General features: G+C 71.3%; 13 protein-coding genes. 10 read left to right on the top strand and 3 right to left on the bottom strand.

Going from position 1 to position 16,744, the window contains the following annotated elements; all coding sequences use genetic code 11:
* The first annotated feature begins 39 nt into the window (after positions 1 to 39).
* A complete protein-coding gene (locus tag ABZ664_RS24770) occupies positions 40 to 3,411 on the top strand; it encodes a BTAD domain-containing putative transcriptional regulator (RefSeq protein WP_362514477.1) in 3,372 nt (1,123 codons plus the stop codon).
* Positions 3,412 to 3,490: 79 nt separating this feature from the next.
* Here the strand turns inward: ABZ664_RS24770 and ABZ664_RS24765 are convergent, their stop codons facing one another.
* Positions 3,491 to 4,054: a hypothetical protein gene (locus ABZ664_RS24765; RefSeq protein WP_362514474.1), complete on the bottom strand. Its 564-nt coding sequence runs from the start codon at positions 4,052 to 4,054 to the stop codon at positions 3,491 to 3,493.
* Positions 4,055 to 4,243: 189 nt separating this feature from the next.
* Here ABZ664_RS24765 and ABZ664_RS24760 point away from each other — a divergent pair, with 189 nt between their 5' ends.
* The 7 genes from ABZ664_RS24760 to ABZ664_RS24730 all read left to right on the top strand — a co-directional run bounded on the left by ABZ664_RS24760 (position 4,244) and on the right by ABZ664_RS24730 (position 11,810).
* Positions 4,244 to 4,789 carry a VTT domain-containing protein gene (locus tag ABZ664_RS24760; RefSeq protein WP_350945273.1) on the top strand — a complete coding sequence of 182 codons (546 nt, stop codon included), beginning with the start codon at positions 4,244 to 4,246 and terminating at the stop codon, positions 4,787 to 4,789.
* A gap of 52 nt (positions 4,790 to 4,841) precedes the next feature.
* Entirely contained in the window at positions 4,842 to 5,879 is a 1,038-nt protein-coding gene (locus ABZ664_RS24755) for a serine hydrolase (protein WP_362514468.1), read from the top strand.
* Positions 5,880 to 6,006: 127 nt separating this feature from the next.
* Positions 6,007 to 6,654: a GntR family transcriptional regulator gene (locus tag ABZ664_RS24750; RefSeq protein WP_362514463.1), complete on the top strand. Its 648-nt coding sequence runs from the start codon at positions 6,007 to 6,009 to the stop codon at positions 6,652 to 6,654.
* A gap of 258 nt (positions 6,655 to 6,912) precedes the next feature.
* A complete protein-coding gene (locus ABZ664_RS24745; RefSeq protein ID WP_362514460.1) occupies positions 6,913 to 7,593 on the top strand; it encodes an isochorismatase family cysteine hydrolase in 681 nt (226 codons plus the stop codon).
* Positions 7,594 to 7,596: 3 nt separating this feature from the next.
* Positions 7,597 to 9,204, top strand: coding sequence for a hypothetical protein (locus ABZ664_RS24740; protein WP_362514455.1), 1,608 nt, complete (start codon positions 7,597 to 7,599; stop codon positions 9,202 to 9,204).
* Positions 9,205 to 9,255: 51 nt separating this feature from the next.
* Positions 9,256 to 11,196 (top strand): allophanate hydrolase, encoded by a 1,941-nt coding sequence (atzF, locus tag ABZ664_RS24735; RefSeq protein ID WP_362514451.1) that lies wholly within the window; start codon positions 9,256 to 9,258, stop codon positions 11,194 to 11,196.
* Between the two features lie 209 nt (positions 11,197 to 11,405).
* Positions 11,406 to 11,810, top strand: coding sequence for a RidA family protein (locus ABZ664_RS24730; RefSeq protein WP_362514446.1), 405 nt, complete (start codon positions 11,406 to 11,408; stop codon positions 11,808 to 11,810).
* On the opposite strand, the gene ABZ664_RS24725 is transcribed toward ABZ664_RS24730, so the two are convergent.
* Together ABZ664_RS24725 and ABZ664_RS24720 are read right to left on the bottom strand one after the other, a co-directional pair.
* Positions 11,794 to 12,696, bottom strand: a complete 903-nt coding sequence (locus tag ABZ664_RS24725; RefSeq protein WP_362514441.1) for an RNA methyltransferase — start codon at positions 12,694 to 12,696, stop codon at positions 11,794 to 11,796. The genes ABZ664_RS24730 and ABZ664_RS24725 overlap by 17 nt on opposite strands.
* Positions 12,689 to 13,462 carry a DUF4184 family protein gene (locus tag ABZ664_RS24720; protein ID WP_362514438.1) on the bottom strand — a complete coding sequence of 258 codons (774 nt, stop codon included), beginning with the start codon at positions 13,460 to 13,462 and terminating at the stop codon, positions 12,689 to 12,691. The genes ABZ664_RS24725 and ABZ664_RS24720 overlap by 8 nt, the downstream gene beginning before the upstream one ends.
* A gap of 325 nt (positions 13,463 to 13,787) precedes the next feature.
* Here ABZ664_RS24720 and ABZ664_RS24715 point away from each other — a divergent pair, with 325 nt between their 5' ends.
* Positions 13,788 to 14,420 carry a hypothetical protein gene (locus ABZ664_RS24715; protein ID WP_362514435.1) on the top strand — a complete coding sequence of 211 codons (633 nt, stop codon included), beginning with the start codon at positions 13,788 to 13,790 and terminating at the stop codon, positions 14,418 to 14,420.
* A 419-nt stretch (positions 14,421 to 14,839) separates the two neighbouring features.
* Positions 14,840 to 16,624, top strand: coding sequence for a substrate-binding and VWA domain-containing protein (locus tag ABZ664_RS24710; RefSeq protein ID WP_362514431.1), 1,785 nt, complete (start codon positions 14,840 to 14,842; stop codon positions 16,622 to 16,624).
* The last annotated feature ends 120 nt before the right edge of the window (positions 16,625 to 16,744 follow it).

The following is a 16,744-nucleotide window of genomic DNA, read 5'->3' as shown; positions in this document are numbered from 1 at the left end:
TGTATGCGATTGGAAGGCCCACATAGCGTGGCGGCTGACATGGTGGCGTTCCGAGTTCTCGGCCCGGTCGAGGCGCATTCAGGTGAAGACGAGCTCGACCTGGGCGGGCTCCGTCAACGTGCGGTCCTGGCGCGCCTGCTCGTCGCGCGCGGGCAGGTCGTTCCCGTCGACTCCCTGCTGTACGACCTGTGGGACGACGACGCGGCCAAGGGCGCCCAGTCGGGGCTCCAGGTTTACATCTCCCGGCTGCGCAGGGTGCTGGAGCCGGGACGTCCACGCGGAGGGCCGAACCGGCTGCTGGTGACCGTGGCCTCGGGGTACGCGCTGCGCGCCGCTCCCGACCAGGTCGACGCGCTGCGTTTCGAGACGCTGGTCCGCACCGCGGGAGAGCACCTGGAGGGCGACGACCCCGCCGCCGCGCGGGCTCGCCTGGAGAAGGCCCTGGGCCTGTGGCGAGGCACTCCCTACGCCGACTTCGCCGACCAGCCGTGGGCCGAGGCCGAGGTCAACCGGCTCGCCGAGCTGCGCCTGGTGGCCCGCGAGCGGCACGCCGACAGCGGCCTGCGGATGGGCCTGCCCGCGGAGTCCGTACCCGACCTGGAGACGCTCACCACCGAGCACCCGCTCCGCGAGGAGGGCTGGCGGCTGCTCGCCCTGGGCCTGTACCGCTGCGGACGACAGGGTGACGCGCTGGCGGCGCTGCGCCGAGCGCGCACGATCCTCTCCGACGAGCTGGGCATCGACCCCGGCCCGGCGCTGCGCAAGCTGGAGTCCGACATCCTGTCCCAGGACCCCGGCCTGCAGCTCGCCCCCTCGGCGCCGTCCAGGCAGCGCCAGCAGGTGGCCGCGGAGACCTGGCCGCCCAGGCCGACGGTGGCCCAGGTGGAGCTTCCCCCGCTGGAGCCCGAGCCGTTCGTCGGCCGCGACGCCGAGCTGGGCAGGCTCACCACCGCCGCGGCGAGAGCCGGCCGCTTCACCGTCGCGGTGATCAGCGGCGACGCGGGCGCGGGCAAGACCACCCTGGTTCGCCAGCTCATAAGGCGGCTCTCCGACGACGGGTGGGGTATCTCCTCCGGCGCCTGCCCCGACAGCAGCGCCACGCCTCCCGGCTGGGCCTGGGTGGAGATCCTGCGCACCCTGGTGAACGCGGCCGGGCCCGGCGAGTACGCCTCGCTGCTGGCGCCGCTCCTCGACGACGCGGCCCCCGAGCCCGACGACGACCAGGCTTCCGGCGGGTTCCGGCTGCACCGGGCGGTGGGCGGCTATCTCGCCGCCGTCGCCAAGGAGACGCCGATCCTGCTCACCCTGGAGGACCTGCACTGGGCCGACGACCAGACGCTGGCGCTGCTCCGCGCGCTGCCGAGCCTGCTCGCCACCAGCCGGGTGCTGCTCGTGGTGACCTGCCGTGACAGCGAGCTCAGCGACCAGCAGGCCGACGTGCTGGCCGCGCTGGCCAGGCTCGGTCCGGTGCGGGTCGGCCTCACCGGACTCGACACCAAGGCGGTGGCCGAGCTGGTCAGGGCGACCTGCGTGCGCGAGGTCGACGAGGACGCGGTCAGCAGCATCGTCGAGCGCACCGGCGGCAACCCCTTCTTCGTCCGCGAGACGGTGCGCCTGCTCGACGCCGAGGCGGTGAGCGACCGCGCGACGGCCGCCGAGGTGATCTCCGGTGTGCCCTCCGGCGTCCGCGACGTGCTGCGCAGGCGCGTCTCCCGGCTGCCCGCGATCGCCCAGCAGATCCTGCTACAGGCCGCGGTGATCGGCCGCGACGTCGACGTGGACGTGCTCGTCGACGTCTCGGGCGACGAGGACGCCGTGGTCGACGCGGTGGAGGCGGCGCTGCTCGCCGGTCTGGTCACCGAGCCCGGTCCCGGCATGCTCCGCTTCGACCACGACCTGGTCCGCGACACCCTGTACTCCGACGCCTCCCGACTGCGCCGCTCCCGGCTGCACGCCGCGGTCGCCTCGGTGATCGAGCGCAGGAACCCCGGCGATGTGGCCGCGCTCGCCCACCACTACCACTCCGCGGGCACCAGCGAGACCGCCGGCAAGACGGTCCACTACGCGGGCCTCGCCGCCGAGCAGGCCGAGCGGCGCTTCGCCCACCGCGAGGCGGCCACCCTGTGGGAGCAGGCCATCGCCGCCTTCGACAGGTCGGGTGTCGCCCACACTCCCGACAGCACCAGGGAGCGGCTGCTGCTCACCCTGCGGCTGATCAAGGCCCTCGCGCTCTGCGGCGACATGGCCGCGGCCCGCAGGCGGCGGCGCGAGGCGATGGACGCGGCGCTGCCCCTGGGCAACCTGGAGCTCACCGCCCGGGTGGCCGCCTCGCTCGCGGTGCCGCACAAGGGCATGGCCCGCGACTTCACCCGTACGGCCTGGGAGATCGTCGACGTCGCCGAGCAGGCGCTCGTCGAGCTGCCCGCCGGCGAGCAGTCGCTGCGGGCGAGCCTGCTCGCCACCCTCGCCCTGGAGCTGGAGGGTTCGGCGACCCCCCGGGGCGAGCAGGCCTCGCTGGAGGCCGAGGAGCTGGCCCGTCGCTCCGGTGACCCCGCCCTGCTCGCGACCGCGCTGAGCGGGCGGCTGCGCCAGTCGTACGGCATCACCCCCGTGGGCGAGCGCGAGGTCATCGGCAGGGAGCTGCTGGAGGTCGGCAAGACGACCGGGCAGATCTCGGTGCAGGCCCTCGCCCACCTGGTGCTGATGGAGTGCGCCGCCGCCTCGGGCGCGTTCGCCGAGGCCGACGCGCACGTGGCCGCCGCCGAGAAGCTCGCCAGGCAGTACGGCCTGTCCGCGCCCGCCTCCGTGGTCGCCTGGTACGCCGGGCAGCGCCTGATGATCGCCGGTGACTTCGCCGGGGCGGAGCGCGCCTACCGCGACGCCGCCCGGCTGACCGCGAAGGCCGGGATGCTGGAGGGCCGCCAGGACCTGCCGCTGATCACCACGTTCTGCCTGCGCCTGGTGAACGGGCAGGCCGCCGAGATGGTCGAGCCGCTCGCCGAGGCGCACCAGCGCGGAGCCAAGTGGACCCTCGACGCCTACGCGGTGGCTCTCGCCTCCGCGGGCCACCACCGCGACGCCAGGGCGGTCATCGCGGTGAAGACGCCCGTGCGCCCCGACTTCCTCTACGAGCTGGCGATGATCTGGCGAGCCCTGGCGGGCATGCTGCTGGACGACCGGGAGCGGATGATCGAGGCGTACGACACGCTGAAGCCGTTCGCCGACCGGATCGCCGGCGCGGGAACCGGGGTGGTCGCGCTCTGGCCGGTCTCCCTGACGCTGGGTGACCTGGCGCTGCGGCTGGGCTTCGCCGACGCGGTGAAGCCGCACTACGAGAACGCCCTCGCGGTGGCCGAACGGGTCGGCGTGGGCCGGTGGGTGGAGGCGGCACGGCGCTCACTCGGCAGCTGACGCCTCACGAGGGCGGGAACCTTCACCGAGATCCGCTCCCTCTCCGAGACCGGCTCCCCTACGGGAGGCCCGGGACGGATCAGCAGCTGACGAGAAACCTCTCGCTGCGCAGCGGGGCCTCGCCGGAGACCGACAGCACGACGCGGTACCAGCCGGGGTTGTTCACGACCCTGGGCTGCCACTCGACGACCTGGCTCTCGCCGGTGAAGCCGGACCCGGTGCCCAGGTATGCCTGCCAGCGGCGGACGCCCGGGCTCCAGCGCTCCAGGCGCCAGCCGTAGGAGACGGTGGCCCGGGGGTCGTCGTTCTCGACGAGGCTCTGGGCCTGGTAGGGCCTGTCGCAGGGGCCGAGCGCGTCGATCGCGCCGACGGTGACCGTACCGGGCGTCATGATCGTGGCGGAGACCCGCTCGACGGTGGCCGGGACCCGCTCCGTGGCGGGCATCGATCGCGACGACAGCTCCACCGTCCGCACCGGCGCCTGCGCCTGCGCCGGCGCACCGGCCGTCACCTGGGCCGGAGTGCCGTACGCGGCCTCCACCCCCAGGTAGGCTCCAGCGAAGGCGAGGGTGGCGACGAGCAGCTTGAGTGCGCTCGCGACTCCACTCGCCACCACCGGTGCCACACTGCTACGCGGACTCATGACAGACACCTCTTTCGTTACCCCAAGGTGTACGCCACGGTTCTTGCCTTGGAGTTGACGTCCGCTTGCAGCCGGTGCACCCACAGGCCGGCGGGTGCGCCCAAGTAGGGCTCCGCCATGCCGGCTCAGGTAAGCCTGCCCTAATATCAAGTAAAGGCAGCTGGAACGACCGCGGCGGTGATGTTCGGAATGCGACCTGTTGTGGCGGGCATCCCCGACCCGACCTCCGCGTCCTTCCTGGGCATGCCCCTGTGGCTCTGGGTGATCATCGGTGGCGTCGCCCTGTTCGGCGCGTTCCAGGCCTACTACTGGATCGGCCACGCCCTGGGCTCCAGGCTCTACGCCTCGCGCCTGGGCGCCAAGATCGGCCAGGAGAACATCACCCGGGTCGAGAACGTCGTCAGGAAGTGGGGCGCACTCGCCGTCTACGGCTGCTTCTGGGTGCCCGGCCTGCGCCACACGCTGCCCTGGGTGGCCGGGGTGCTGCGGATCTCCTACCCCTGGTACGTCGTGGCGAGCGCGCTGGGCTGCCTGACCTGGGTGCCGGTGACCTCCTTCGGTCTGTACTCGGTGATCTGGGGGTGGCTGGAGCTGGCCGCTCGCTCGCCGCTCCTCGCGGGCCTGGCCGCGCTGGTGGCGGTCGCGCTCGTCGCCGGGTTCGTGCGTTGGCGCCGTCGCCGGGCCTCCCGCCGCGAGCTGGAGAAACACCCGCCACAGATGTCAACTTTTCAATAGCCAAACCGACAACTTCCGTATATCGACGGTGGCCTCTGCCAGCATGGCTCGCATGCATCACGGGGGAACAGGCCGCACGGCCCGCGCCGCGCTGGTCACCGCGCTCATCCTGGGCACCACGTCTTCGGTGTCCGCCCCGGCCTGGGGGATCTCGACCTCCGCGCCGCCCGGCGGGGCTTCGGCACGCGTCCTGGCCACCGGATCCACGGCGTCCGCCCCGTTGGCCACGCTTCGCACGCCCGCCCTCACCGCCGCACCCACCTCCGCCTTCGCCGCCGCACCCGCTTTCGCGCCCGCAGGGGAGCGGCGCGCCTCAGCGCCCTCAGCGCCCTCAGCGCCGGGACGGGCCGCGTACCTGTACGACGCGAGCACCGGAACGATCCACCTGAGCAAGCAGGCGGGCAAGCGGATGCCGGTGGCGAGCCTGACCAAGATCATGACGGCGTACGTCGTCCTCAGGGAGGCGCGGCTGACCGACACCGTCACGGTCCAGGCGGAGGACGTACGGCACGCGGCGGCGAACGGCGCGACCCACGCCTCCCTGCGCGCCGGGGAGCGACTCACCGTGAGGGACCTGCTTTACGCGGTCATGCTCCCCTCGGGGGCGGACGCCTCCCACGCCCTGGCCCGCGTCTACGGGCCCGGCACCACGAGGTTCGTGGCGAAGATGAACGCCACGGCCCGCTCCATGGGGCTCGTCGACACCCGTTACGCCACCCCCGACGGCCTGCCGAAGCCGGGGCCCGGTCACTCCACCGCCCTGGACCAGGCGAAGCTGGCCGACCTCGCACTGCGCGACCCGGTGCTGCGGATCATCGCGTCCACCAGGCGCCACCTCGTGGCGAAGTCCAAGGTGCATCGGGCGCACACCTGGACCAACTCCAACAAGCTGCTCGGCAAGACACCCGGGGTGATGGGTCTGAAGACCGGCTACACCAGCGCCGCCGGATACTGCCTGTCCTTCGCCGCCGACCGCGAAGGCCACCGGCTCATCGGCGTCATCCTCGGCGAGTCCAACGGCGACCGGCGTTTCCAGACCGCGGCGCGGCTCCTGGACTGGGCGGGCGAGCAGACTCCACCCGAGCTGTGAGGACGGCTGGAGCGCCCGCTCCCGACCGGCCCGCGACCGGAATACCCGGCCACGCCGCCATCCCGCGCGTGGGATTCCGGCCGTTCTCTGAGAGAGTTTGTTCCACACGTCGAGAGGAGTTGGACGGGTGGAACCCGATGGGGAGCTGAAACACCCCAGCCTGGTCGAGCTTTCGATGCGACGGCTCCGTCACGAGATCCTCTCCGGCGCCCTCGCACCGGGCGAGCGGCTGATCGAGGAGCAGCTCACCCAGCGGTTCGGCATCAGTCGGGCGCCGCTGCGCGAGGCACTGCGGTCGCTCGGGCAGCAGGGGCTGGTGGAGCACCTGCCCCGGCGGGGAGCCCGCGTCACCGAGCTGACCGGCAACGACGTGGACGAGCTGTTCGGACTGCGCGACGTGCTCGAACGCTACGCGGTCGAGACCGCGCTGCCTCTCTCCGGCACGCACGACATGACCGCGCTCGCCGAGGCCCTTGAGGGCATGGCGTCGGCGGTACGCCTGGACGACCCGCTCAGTGAGAACGAGGCACACCGGCGCTTCCACCTCGCGCTGGTCGCGCTCGCGGGCCACCGCCAGCTGCTGATGGCGTACGAGCCCGTCATCCTGAAGCTGCAGCTCTACATGGCCGCGAACCTGCGCAGGGAGGCCGAGCAGCGCTCTCCGGCCGAGGGGGTGGAGCGGCACAGGCGGCTCTTCGAGGCCATCGCCTCAGGCGATCCCGTCACCGCGCTCGACGCCCTCTCCCGGCACGGGGCGCGCACCTACATCGGCTAAGCGGCAGGGCGCGGGTGCCGGCCGACCGCCGAGCTCGCGCCCGTCGGTCCTCGGCCGACCGCGGGGCCGCAGGGCCGCGGGGCCGCGGGGCCGCGGGGACCGCCACGTATCGGCCGAACGCTCGACTGCGGGAGAGGCGTTCACCGGGCACGATCACGCTCTGGTAGGGCCGCTAACAGAAGCGTAACCGGACGGGAAAGCCGCCGACACAATTCTGTCGACAATCGACAAAAGGAGGATCCGAGGAACGGAGTCAACGTGTCCGATCCGCTTCTCGTCGAGGCCGAGCCGTACGCATACGGGTTCGATCCCCGACACACAGCGCTGCTGCTCATCGACATGCAACGGGACTTCGTCGAGCCCGGGGGTTTCGGGGAGACCCTGGGCAACGACGTGTCCATGCTGCGGCGGGTCATCCCGCCGCTCCAGGAGGTGCTGGCCGCCACCCGCGCGGCTGGAATGACCGTCGTCCACACCCGCGAGGGGCACCTGCCCGACCTGTCCGACTGCCCGCCCGCCAAGCTCAACCGCGGCACGCCGTCGCTGCGCATCGGGGATCCGGGCCCCAAGGGACGGATCCTGATCCGCGGCGAGTACGGCCACGACATCATCGACGAACTCGCCCCCGTCGAGGGCGAAATCGTCGTCGACAAGCCGGGCAAGGGCTCCTTTCACTCCACCGACCTGGACCGGACCCTGCGGGCGGCGGACATCCGCACCCTGATCGTCACCGGCGTCACGACCGAGGTGTGCGTGCACACCACCGTCCGCGAGGCGAACGACCGGGGTTACGAGTGCCTGGTCCTGTCCGACTGCGTGGGCTCGTACTTCGCCGAGTTCCAGCGGTACGGGCTCGAAATGATCGCCGCCCAGGGCGGCATCTTCGGCTGGGTCGCCCTCTCCGGCGGCTATCTCAAGGCACTCGAAACACGGAGCTGACCGATGACCACGACAACCGACCCCGTCAAACTCAAACTCCCCTGGTGGGTCAGCGGGGACACCAACGCCTTCTTCGGCCTCGGCTTCAACGTGATGGTCAACGTGCTGGTGCTGAGCGGCCTCTGCCTCGGGGTCGTCCACCTGCCGGGCTCCGACGTCTTCGGCGTCATCCTCCCCGCGATGGGCATCCAGCTCCTCATCGGCAACGTGTACTACACCTACCTCGCCCGGCGGCTCGCCCGCCGCGAGAACCGCACCGACGTGTGCGCGATGCCGTACGGTCCCAGCGTCCCGCACATGTTCATCGTCGTGTTCGTGATCATGCTGCCGACCTACCTGGCCACCAAGGATCCCCTGCGGGCCTGGGTGGCGGGGCTCGCCTGGTGCTTCATCATCGGCGTCATCGTGCTGATCGGCGCCTTCGTGGGCCCTTACATCCGCCGATTCACCCCCAGGGCCGCGATGCTCGGCACCCTGGCGGGCATCTCGATCGCCTTCATCTCGATGCGGCCCGCCGCGCAGATGTGGGAGGCGGCCTGGATCGCGCTGCCGGTGCTGGTGATCATCATGGTCGGCTTCTTCACCGACCTGAGGCTGCCGGGCAACATCCCCGTCGGGCTCGCCGCGCTCCTCGCCGGCACCGCGATCGCCTGGATCGGCGGCTACATGGACCCCGCCGACGTGGGCGCCGCCGCCGGGAACATCGCGGTGAGCCTGCCGTCGCTGCACATCGACCTCCTCCTCGAAGGTCTCGGCCAGGTCTCGCCGCTGCTCGCCACCGCCATCCCCCTGGGCATCTACAACTTCACCGAGGGCATGAGCAACGTGGAGAGCGCCGCCGCCGCGGGTGACTCGTACAACCTGCGCTCGGTGCTCCTGGCCGACGGCGCGGGCGCGGTGGTCGGCTCGATGCTGGGCTCGCCGTTCCCGCCCGCCGTCTACATCGGCCACCCGGGGTGGAAGTCCGCGGGCGGCCGTACGAGCTACTCGATGGCGAGCGGCGTCGTCATCGCGCTCTTCTGCTTCCTCGGCATGTTCGCGCTGCTCGGCGCGGTGCTGCCGACGCCCGCCATCGTGCCGATCCTGCTCTACATCGGCCTGCTCATCGGCGCCCAGGCCTTCCAGTCGGTGCCGAAGGCGCACGCGGTGGCCGTGGTGATCGCGATCATCCCCAACATCGCCTCCTGGGCGCAGGGCTACATGGACAACGCGCTCGCCGCGGCGGGCACCAGCGCGCGGGAGGTCGGGTACGACACGATCGCGCAGAGCGGGACGGTCTACGAGGGAACGGTCCTGCTCGGCGGCGGCGCCGTGCTCGCCGGCCTGGTGCTCGGCTCGATCACGGCCTTCATCATCGACCGGTCGTTCCTGTGGGCCGCCGGGTACGCCTTCGTCGGCGCGGCCCTGGCCTTCATCGGCCTCATCCACGGCGAACGGGTCGAGTGGAACGCCAACGGCCAGGTCTCCCTGGGCTACCTCTTCGCGGGACTGATCCTGCTCGCCTTCACCCTCCTCAAGCCCAGGCCTTCCGACGAGACGCCGGAGGCCGCCGACGAGCCCGAGCCGGCCCCCGCGAGGCCCGTCTCCGCCGAGGCACCCGCCACCTCCTGAACACCGTCCCGCCGAACACCGTCCCGCGAACCACGTACACAGGAAAGGCATATGCACACTCCGCCTGATCCGGACAGCATGCCCCGCCTCACCCTGAACACGGCCCGGCTGGACCTGGAGAGCCTCTCCGGTCTCTACCGTTCCGGTGCGGCCCTCCCCGCCGACGTCGCCGGGGAGGTGCTCGCGCGGATCGCGGCGCGAGGTGACGACCACGTGTGGATCACCCTGCGCCCGGTGGCGGACCTGCTCGGCGACGCGGCCGAGCTGGCCCGCCGCTGGCCGGACCCCGGCGCTCGCCCACCGCTCTACGGGGTCCCCTTCGGGGTCAAGGACAACGTGGACGTGGCCGGGCTGCCCACCACCGCGGCCTGCCCGGCCTACTCCTACGTCCCCGCGCGTAGTGCGCCGCTGGTGGAGCGGCTGCTCGCGGCGGGCGCCCTCCTCGTCGGCAAGACCAACCTGGACCAGTTCGCCACCGGTCTGTCGGGCACCCGCAGCCCGTACGGCGCGTGCGAGTCACCGCTGGTACCCGGTCTCATCTCCGGCGGGTCCAGCTCGGGCTCCGCGGTGGCGGTGGCCGCGGGCCTGGTCTCGTTCGCCGTCGGCACCGACACGGCCGGTTCCGGCCGGGTACCCGCCGCGCTCACCGGCACCGTCGGGGTCAAGCCGAGCCGAGGGCTCGTCAGCACCCTCGGCATGGTGCCCGCGTGCGCGTCACTGGACTGCCCCAGCGTCTTCGCCCGCTCGGCCGCCGACGGCCTGGCCGTCCTGTCGGCCATCGCCGCCTTCGAACTCACCGACCCCTGGTCACGCGTGCTCCCCGTCCCCGGCCCCGTACCGGCCCGCGCGTCCCCGCTGCAGATCGGGGTTCCGCGCGACCCGGAGTTCTTCGGCGACACCGCCGCCGAGACGGCCTTCGCGCAGGCGGTGGAACGACTCGGCGGCCTCGGCCACCGGCTCGTCCCCGTCGACCTCGGCCCCTTCCTCGTCGCCGGGCGGCTGTTGTACGAGGGGCCGTGGCTCGCGGAACGGTTCGCCGCGGTCGGCGACTTCGTCACCCGCAACCCCGGCGAGATCCACCCCGTCACCCTGAAGGTGCTGTCCGGCGGCGGCGCGCTCAGTGCCGTGGACGCCTTCGAGGGGCTTTACCGCCTGCGCGCGCTGGACGCGGAGACCCGGGAGGCGTGGGCGTCGATGGACGTGCTCGCGGTCCCGACCGTACCCACGACCTTCACCGTCGCGGAGATGCTCGAAAGCCCGATCGAGCGCAACACGATCCTCGGCCACTACACGACCTTCACCAATCTTCTCGACCTCGCCGGGATCTCCGTACCCGCGGGGACGACGACCACCGGCCGCCCGCACGGCCTCACCTTCCTGGGACCGGCGGGCTCCGACGAACTCCTCGCCGGTCTCGGCGCCACCTTCCACGCCCTGACCGGCGGTCCCGCGCTCCCCGTCCAGAACTCGCGGTCGGCGACCACCTCGGCCTCGGCGAGCACCGTCCACGCTCCGGAGGCGCGACCGGCGACGGCCCGCGCCTCCGAGGCCGCAGTCGAAGCCGAGGTCAAGGCCGAAGACACAGTCGAGGCCGAGGCGCGGACGGTGCTCGCCGTGGTCGGCGCGCACCGCTACGGCCAGCCGTTGCACGGCCGGCTCACCTCCCTCGGTGCCACCGGCCTGGGAACCGCCCTCACGGCCCCCCTCTACCGCCTCTACGCCCTGGAGGGCGGCGAGATGCCACTCCCGGGGCTGGTCCGCTCGGCCTCCGGCGGGGTCGCGGTGGAGGTCGAACTGTACGAACTGGCCCCCTCGGCACTCGGCATCCTCCTGACACAGACCGCTCCGCCCCTCGGCCTCGGCACGATCGAACTCGCCGACGGCCGCGCGGTGCACGGCTTCCTCTGCGAGCCGTACGCCACCGAGCAGGCTCCCGACATCAGCCACCACGGCAGCTGGCCGGACTATCTCCTCGCCCGGCCACGGTCCTGAGGGGCCGGCTCCCTGTCCGGCCATGGCCCTGAGGGTCCGGCTCCCTGTCCGGTTACGGTCCTGAAGGTCCGGCTCCCTGTCACGGTCCCGACGATCCGGCGACGGCCGCTTCCCGGTCGTCCGGAGCCCGCGCCCTGGTGATCGCGGGTTTCGGACGACCGTCGGCGAACCTGCCTGGGGAACCAACGAAGATTGTTACGGTTTTCCGCATGACTGAACGGTTCGCGATCCTGAGCGGGTCCACCTTCGAGGAGCAGATCGGATACGCGCGGGCGGTGGTCGACGGTGACCGCGTGCACGTGTCCGGGACGACCGGCTACGACTACGCGACCATGACGATCTCCGACGACGTCGTCGAGCAGGCAGAGCAGTGCATGCGCAACATCGGAGAAGCACTGACCAAGGCGGGCTGCTCGTTCGCCGACGTCGTCCGGGTGCGATACATGCTGCCCGACCGCGAGGACTTCGAGCCCTGCTGGCCGACCCTGCGCCGTCACTTGGGCGAGGTCCGCCCCGCCGCGACGATGATCGTGTGCGGCCTCGCCGACCCTCGCATGAAGATCGAGATCGAGGTGGACGCGCGGCGAGGAGATCCGCTCAACCGGCGCGCATGAGTCCGTGGCAGGCGATGGCGGCGGCGGCCACCACGTTGAGGGAGTCGACGCCCATGTCCATCGCGGCCGGGCTCATCGGGATGCAGACCGCCTCGTCGGCCTCGCGCAGCCAACGGGAGGAGAGCCCGTCCCCCTCCGAACCGAGGAGCAGTGCCACCCGGTCGGCCATGGCGACCTTGTCCATGGGGGTGGCGGACTGGTCGGGGGTGAGGGCGAGCGTCTGGAAACCCGCCTCGCGCAGTTCGGCCAGGCCGGCGTACCAGTCGGTCATCCGCGCGTACGGGATCGCGAAGACCGCGCCCATGGAGACCTTCACCGAGCGCCGGTAGAGGGGGTCGGCGCAGCGCGGCGAGAGGATCACCGCCTCCACGCCCAGGGCGGCGGCGCAGCGGAAGATCGCGCCGACGTTGCCGTGGTCGACGAGGTCTTCGAGGATCAGGACGCGCCGGGGTGCCGGGGGCTCGGCGGAGGCCCCTCGCGGGGCCGGGAAGCCCGATCCGGGCTCGCCCTCCGACCGCACCGCGTGCCCGGCGGGAGCCCTTCGCGCCTCGCGTCCGGACAGGAGATCCTCCACCTCGGGAAGCGGGAGGCGTTCCATCGCGGCGAGGGCGCCGCGATGGACCTGGAAACCGGTGACCTCCTCCATGACGGCGTCGTCCACGACGTGGACCCGATCGCCGAGCGGGTCGAGGAGATCGGCGAGGGGACCGGCCCAGCGGGAGGTGAGGAGTACGGAACGCACGGGGTAGCCCGCCGCGACGGCGCGGCGGATCACCTTCTCCCCCTCGGCGATGAAGAGGCCGTGCTCGGCCTCCATGCTCTTGCGCAGCTCGACGTCGCGCAGGTTGGCGTAGTCGGCCAGGTGGGGGTCGATGGCTTCAGGCACCCTCGAATACTGCCATGACCCGCCTGAGCTGCCATATCAGCGCGTAGATGAGCAACATCGCGGAGCAGCCGACGACCGCCCCCGCGCCCAGCCTCGTCACGAGCTCGGCTTTGGTGTCCGGGGGAAAGGCCAGCGCCCAGGCGACCGCGCCCAGCGGGATCGAGATGGCGGTGGCCAGGAGCACGGCCGCACGCTCACCGGCGGGCAGGAGCAGCCGTTCGGGCACCGGCCGCGACTCCATCGCACTCAGTCCGCGCCAGGCCCACCAGAGGACGACCGCCAGGCCGACCACGGTGGAGGTGTACTGCAACAGGCGGAACAGGGAGATCACTCCCGCCACCCGGACGTCCAGCCAGCTCCAGCCCCACAGGGCCGAGCTGTACGAATGGGTGAAGGAGTCCCAGAGCTTGTGGGTGAAGGCGCCCACGACACCTCCCGCGACCACGGCGGGCAGCCGCCGCAGCCCGTACATCCCCGGGGTCAGCACGGCGGCGCGCCCGGCGAGGGAGGGGGGCAGGAGCGCGGTCAGCGGGTCGCGGAGCGTCAGGTGGAAGACGGCGAGCAGCATCACGACGGCGAACGGGTCGATCGTGAGGACGCCCCTGGAGGAGTGCCAGAACATGTAGTCGGGCAGGAAGGGGAAGAAGATCGGCAGATCGGGCACCATCGCGCCCAGGGCGAGGGCCCAGGGGTCGAGAAACCGGCGCATCCGCTCCGAGGAGATCAGCGGCAGCACGGCTGCGACGTGGCTGGGCGTGAACGGCACGGATTTCCCTCCCGACGATCTGCTGGACAGCTCCATCTTGCGGCATGCCCGCGCCGGGACCGCGGACTTTCACCGGCCCGCGAAACCCGCCGTCCTCCTACGACCCGCCTACGGCGGGACAGGCCGGTCGACCGGCCTGTCCCGCCACACGGTTCGCGCGGTTCGCCATGCGGTTCCGTCATGCGGTTCGTCATAGGGAGGCACGTGGTCCGCCACGCGGGAGGCACACCGCCGTCACCGTGAGGAGCTTCGCCACTTCTCCACACTCCGACACCATGTGACGCATAGATTACCCAGCGTTGCCGAACGGGTACCGGAGGCCGTCGTGACCGATCAGATCGTGCCGGTGGCACCGCCGAGCGCCGAGTGGCTGCGTGACGCCCGCAGGGCTCGCGCCCTCTCCCTGGTGACCCTGGTCTGGCTGGGCGCCGAGAGTCTGCTCGGCATCGCCGCGGGTCTGGGGGCGCACTCGGTCGCCCTCATCGGCTGGGGCACGTCGGCCCTGGTGGAGGCGGCGGCCGGCCTGATCGTGGTCTGGCGGTTCACCGGGGCGAGGACAGGGTCCGCGTACGCCGAGGAGCGGGCCCGCAAGGCCGTGGCGATCAGCCTCTGGATCCTCGCCCCCTACCTGGTGGTGCACGTGGCGCACGACCTGGACGCCGGCCACCGGGCCGTGCCGAGCCTGCTCGGGATCGCGGTGACGGCGGTCAGCGTGGTCGGCATGCCGTTCCTGGGGGTGGCGAAGCGGCGACTGGGGGTCCGGCTGCACTCGGCGGCGACCGCGGGAGAGGGGACGCAGAACCTCATGTGCGCCCTCCTCGCGGCGGGGGTCCTGGCCGGGCTCGCACTGAACTCCGCCGGGTGGTGGTGGGTCGATCCCGCGATGGCGGTCCTGCTCGCCGCGGTGGCGGTACGCGAGGGTTTCAGGGCGTGGCACGGGCACTCCTGCTGCCACTGACCGCCCCCACCGTTGCGGATCGCCCGCGCTCTCACCCGCTCGCTCGCCGTCGCGGACCACTCCCTCCTCCGACCACCCGTTCACCGTCGCGGACCACCCGCTCCTCCGGCCACCGGCCATCGGCACCGGCCACCCGTTCACGGTCGCCGATCGTCCGCTCTCCTCGGTCACGGATCGTTCGTTCCCCTGCCGTTGGCTTTCCTTTGTTTCTGCTATCTGACCAGGCGATCTTCGCTGTCTCGATCGTCGACGGCCCTTCGCGGACACAGGGTTCAATGATCAACACATACGGTAACAACCGCACCGAAATGCGTTTTTTGCCCCACTAATCATTCCAAGTACAGTTCCGTGAATATTGCGGACGACCTCCCGATAGGGTGACCCGCTAGCTCCATGACATCGACACCGAAGAGGACATCGTGGGCGGACGTCACCGGACAGATGAACTCGAGGACGGCTACACCCCGTACAGGGAACAGCAGACGCGGCGCAGGCGCGGAGGACGCGGCAAGGTGCTGGTCCCACTCGCCGGATCCGTCGCCCTCGCGGTACTGCTCGGCGTCGCCGCGTTCGTGGTCATCAACCGCGACCGTGACGGCGGGTGCGCGGGCGAGGCGCTCCCGTTGCGGATCACCGCCTCCCCTGACATCCAGCCCGCCCTGTCCCAGATCGCCCAGCGCTTCAACAAGGCGGCCCACCAGGTCGACGGCAGGTGCGCCGCCGTCACGGTGGCCAAGGGCACCTCGGCGACGGTGGCCTCCTCCTTCACCGGGGGCAAGGCCGTCGCGATGGACATGTGGGTCCCCGACTCGAAGCTGTGGGTGACGAACCTGCGGGCGAGGGTGGAGGAGGTGCCCGAGGCGGGCGCGTCCATCGCCCAGTCCCCCATCGTCATGGTGGCCTCGGGCTCGGTGGTGCCGAGCCTGAAAAAGAGCTTCGGCGAGGCCAGCTGGGGTGGCATGATCAACGCCGCCAACGTGGCCAACGTGGACGGTCCCGGCCGCAAGGTGCGCGTGCTCGTGCTGGACCCCGCGCTCAACTCCGCCGGGCTCGGCGCGCTCCTGGCGGCGGCCGGGGTGGCCACGGCCTCGGGCGCGGGCGAGGAGCAGCTGGTCGGCGCGCTCAAGAGCCTGTCGGGATCGACGTCGACGGTTCGCGACCAGGACGCGCTGCTGTCCAGCCTCGGCGTCCAGGGCAGTAAGGCCCCGCTCGGCATCTCCTCGGAGCAGGGAGTCTGGGCGTTCAACAAGGCCAAGAAGCCCGATGTCCCGGCCGTGCCGCTCTATCCGGCAGAGGGGACCATCAACCTCGACTACCCGGTGGTGATCACCGCCAAGGACGCCATCGTCCGCAAGGCCGCCGAGGCGTTCCAGAAGGAGCTCGGCAGCGAGGCGTCGAAGAAGACGCTGCAGGACCAGGGGTTCCGTACCCCGGACGGCAAGGGCGGCAAGGCCATCTCCGGCTCCGACGGTTTCCAGGCCAAGGCGCCGCAGGCGATCGAGCCGCCCGACGCCAAGACCGTCGCGAGGATGTCCCAGACCTGGTCCCGGATCAAACTGGGCACGAGGCTCCTCACCCTGCTGGACGTCTCGGGCACCATGGCACTCCCTGTTCCCGGTACGGGCCTGACCCGGATGCAGGCGATCAGCAGGATCGCCGTCGAGGGGATGAAGCTCTTCCCCGCCAACAGCGAGCTGGGACTGTGGGAGTTCTCCACCCATCTCAACGGCCAGGGCGTCGACTACCGCGAGACGGTCCCGGTCGGCCCGCTCACCGAGGACATGAACGGCGTCCTGCGCAGGGACGTGATCAACCAGAAGCTGATCACGACCCAGGCCAAGGCGACCGGTGACACCGGGCTCAACGACACCCTCGCGGCCGCGTACAAGCAGATGACCGACGAGTACCAGAGCGACAAGATCAACACGGTGCTCATCCTCACCGACGGGGCCGGCAACGACGATCCGGACGGCGGGATCAGCAACCAGCAGATCCTGAAGCGGCTCAGGGACCAGTTCAACCCGGAGAAGCCGGTCAGCGTCCTGATCATCGCCTTCGGTCCCGACGCCCCCAAGGGCAAGCGCCAGATGGACGCCCTCGCCAAGGCGACCGCCGGTGACGCCTACATCGCCAAGGACGTCCTGGAGGTCAGGAAGTTCTTCCTGGAGGGCATGAAGCGCCGACTCTGCGCTCCCAACTGCTGACCCTCCCGCATCACTTTCATCTCGTACGGCTGGTGCCACATTGGTACCAGCCGTAGCAGTTTTCCCAGGTCATACCGTATCGGCATGATATTGACCCCTTTGGTCAACCAGTCGCGGGGA

The organism is Streptosporangium sp. NPDC006930, assembly GCF_040635605.1.
Taxonomy (GTDB): domain Bacteria; phylum Actinomycetota; class Actinomycetes; order Streptosporangiales; family Streptosporangiaceae; genus Streptosporangium.
The sequence above is the reverse complement of the archived record's forward strand: the minus strand, read 5'-3'. Positions and strand labels throughout refer to the sequence as shown.

What these genes read in the sequence shown, in the direction of transcription:
- ABZ664_RS24770 (WP_362514477.1), top strand. Translation starts at nt 40, where the DNA reads ATGGTGGCGTTCCGAGTTCTCGGCCCGGTCGAGGCGCATTCAGGTGAA.
- ABZ664_RS24760 (WP_350945273.1), top strand. Translation starts at nt 4,244, where the DNA reads ATGCGACCTGTTGTGGCGGGCATCCCCGACCCGACCTCCGCGTCCTTC.
- ABZ664_RS24730 (WP_362514446.1), top strand. Translation starts at nt 11,406, where the DNA reads ATGACTGAACGGTTCGCGATCCTGAGCGGGTCCACCTTCGAGGAGCAG.
- atzF (WP_362514451.1), top strand. Translation starts at nt 9,256, where the DNA reads ATGCACACTCCGCCTGATCCGGACAGCATGCCCCGCCTCACCCTGAAC.
- ABZ664_RS24765 (WP_362514474.1), bottom strand. Translation starts at nt 4,054, where the DNA reads ATGAGTCCGCGTAGCAGTGTGGCACCGGTGGTGGCGAGTGGAGTCGCG.
- ABZ664_RS24755 (WP_362514468.1), top strand. Translation starts at nt 4,842, where the DNA reads ATGCATCACGGGGGAACAGGCCGCACGGCCCGCGCCGCGCTGGTCACC.
- ABZ664_RS24740 (WP_362514455.1), top strand. Translation starts at nt 7,597, where the DNA reads ATGACCACGACAACCGACCCCGTCAAACTCAAACTCCCCTGGTGGGTC.